The following is a 2,798-nucleotide window of genomic DNA, read 5'->3' on the forward strand; positions in this document are numbered from 1 at the left end:
CTTTGTTGCGTCGGCTTCATCGACCTCCGCCAAGATCTGGCGGAGGTCTTCGACAGAGACGTTCTCCAGCCTCGCCATACCTCTTCTCGTGGCTGGAGTTCCATGAAGTTTTAGCCCTCAGTATAAGCAATCCTGGATGATATCGATTAATCAACAATCTGGGTACACTGTTGGTTAATCAAGTTCGCCACCAATTCCACAGGACTGGTGACGAGAAAGCAGTGAATCACCGTCGTCACCGGGCAAGTCAACTCTTCGTGGCCTGCTGGTCACCATGACTCATGTCTCCGATATCTTCCCAGCACTTACTTGCTGACGGCTTCAGCGATTATACAGAAGGACTCCGTCACACGCTCCTTCCACCCCTTTGGCTGCCAGACGATAGCCAGCCCCTGCCAGTGCCTAGAGTGCGGAGGGTTGACCGACCCGGCGGAGGTAATGGTCAAGTACGAGAAAGACGAGCTCAGACGGCATCTGGGCCGAGTGTCCAGCCCGTGGAGCAGTCGCCGAGCTTGAGTAATCCTCGGTGCAGCGAGGTTATTACCCCTTTTGGAGCCCTTCGACAGCTGATGGAGAACGCTAAGAATCGCTACAGTATAATTTCCGCGACTGTTGGGGCATCCTGGCAAAATCCGTTGGAAGCGCCGATAGCAGGATACGGTCCACTATCGAAACCACAGTCGGTAGGAGGTTGAACTACCGTATGCACACCAACTGCTCAGAGTCGTCGAGAAATAGTAGTGTAAGCCAACAGCCACTGCTTCAGTTCTCAAGCGTCTTTATGAGACAGTCCGAGGTTCTTGCAGCGGCGATGCGGTAAGAAGTGCCCCAATATTTTTGTGATTTTAGTCATGATTGTTAGTGAGTATCGTTACCAATCACCACTGCAGGTCCCTGTAGTTGGCAAGCAATAATCCCACCAGAAATGATTGACCTCGAAGACACGTTCATTATAGACGCGGTCGTTCACGCATACAATCTCGACCCGTCGAACTACTGGAATGAGCAGCACGCACAGGGCATCACCGAGATGATTTACGGCACCGTCGATGCCGCATCACCACCTGGGTACCGTGTGACCCGCGACGGGTACATCAGGGATTGGACTGTCGACGAAACGGCGAACATGCTCTTTCTTGAGAGCAATACCGACATGGCGACGTTCCAGTCCCTGCCGTTGTATGCCTTCCACGATGGACTGACAGCCAACGAGAAGGCCATCGAAGCCGACAACAAGTACGGCGAGCGCTTCATCAACTTTGCCAATATCGACCCGCTCCGAGATGGCTGGGAAGAGTCACTCGAAGAGCAGGTCGACGCCCTCGATCCAGTCGGTCTGAAACTGTACCCTTCCCATTGGGGTGAGGACTTCCACGAAGGGTGGCGGATGGACGACGAGGATATTGCGTACCCGGTTTTCGAGAAGGCAAAGAGCCTTGGAATTGACCTCATCGAAGTCCACAAGGCGATTCCGTTCGGCCCAGTCCCACGCGATCCGTACCATCCAGGTGACGTTGACGACGCCTGCGCAAACTTCCCTGAGCTCAATTTTGGCATTGTTCACGGCGGACTCGCCTTTACCGAAGAAACCGCTTGGCAGATGGCCCGGTTCCCGAACCTCCACATCAATATGGAGACGCTCGGGGTTCAACTTGCAGCCAACGAGCGGGCCTTCGCAGAGACACTGGCAAAGATTATCGACATCGGTGGCGAGGCTGTTCTCGATCGAATGTATTGGGGCTCTGCTGCAATGGCGTATCATCCACAGCCAGAGCTGGAGGCGCTTCGAGACTTCAGCTGGCCCGATGACCTCAGCCAGCGTGGCATCGCATTTGGCGACATGCCTGAGATCACTGATGAGCACAAGCGGAACATGCTCGGCCGAAACTACGCCGATATCATCGGGCTCGATATCGACGCGGCCCGGGACCAGATTGCTGATGATGACTTCAGTAAAGAAGTCGCCGAAAGCGGACTCGCAGACCCGTTCTCACGCACAAACGCAGCTGCGGAGGTGTACTAACGTGGCAGCAAGTGATCCGCCAGCGCTGACGGTCCGGGAGCAACTTGATGATATCGTTGACCCATGTAGCGAGGCGCGTGGCACCGATATCAGCATCGTCGAGATGGGACTCTTGAAATCGATCGAAGTCTCCGAGGGGCATGTTCACATTGAGTTGCGTATCACATCGCCCTCGTGCATGATGGTCGGGTACTTCATCGAACAGGCAGAAGAGCGAGTCGGCTCACTCGACGGCGTCGAGGAAGTAACACTCTCGACTGATGCCGGAATGGACTGGCGTGAAGAAATGATGTCCGACGAGGCCTTACAGCGGCGCCACGAACATCAACAGTCCCTTGCAGAGCAGTACCAACAGGAGCAAGCAGATGTAGAAGTGTCTGCACCGTCGATACCGGTGTCTGAACAGTAGTCAACCACCGTACTGATAGAACGCTCTTCCAGCGAGGTGCTTCTGCCCTCGCTGGAGCGTAAACATGAGGTTTCGAGCGATAGTTTCGCTACGCTAGAGTCACCGTTGGCAATGGAGGAACAGTGCAGGCAACCAAAGCGTTGCTCCTCACCATTTGAGGTATACCACTGGCCTCCGCGCTACTACAGCTATCAGAGTCTACAGACGCCTATTGAACGAGTCAGAGGAAGTTGGCAGCGCATTCGTCTTTAGCTAAGACTCACACCTCGGTTGTGTAGCGGTAGCGAGCGTCTCCTGTAAGATCGGTCGTTGCTGGTGAATCTTCTGAGCGTCCTCGATCAGCCGCTCCAGCAACGGCGGTGGCGA

At 54.8% G+C, this 2,798-nt stretch carries 2 protein-coding genes; both read left to right on the forward strand.

What is annotated here, in order from left to right; all coding sequences use genetic code 11:
- Positions 1-925: 925 nt before the first annotated feature.
- Complete coding sequence (locus MU521_RS21265) at positions 926-2,023, forward strand: amidohydrolase family protein (RefSeq protein WP_092695827.1); 1,098 nt, start codon at positions 926-928, stop codon at positions 2,021-2,023.
- A gap of 1 nt (position 2,024) precedes the next feature.
- A complete protein-coding gene (locus MU521_RS21270) occupies positions 2,025-2,432 on the forward strand; it encodes a metal-sulfur cluster assembly factor (RefSeq protein WP_245681256.1) in 408 nt (135 codons plus the stop codon).
- Positions 2,433-2,798 lie beyond the last annotated feature (366 nt).

The organism is Halorientalis regularis, from assembly GCF_023698535.1.
In the GTDB taxonomy this organism is placed as follows: domain Archaea; phylum Halobacteriota; class Halobacteria; order Halobacteriales; family Haloarculaceae; genus Halorientalis; species Halorientalis regularis.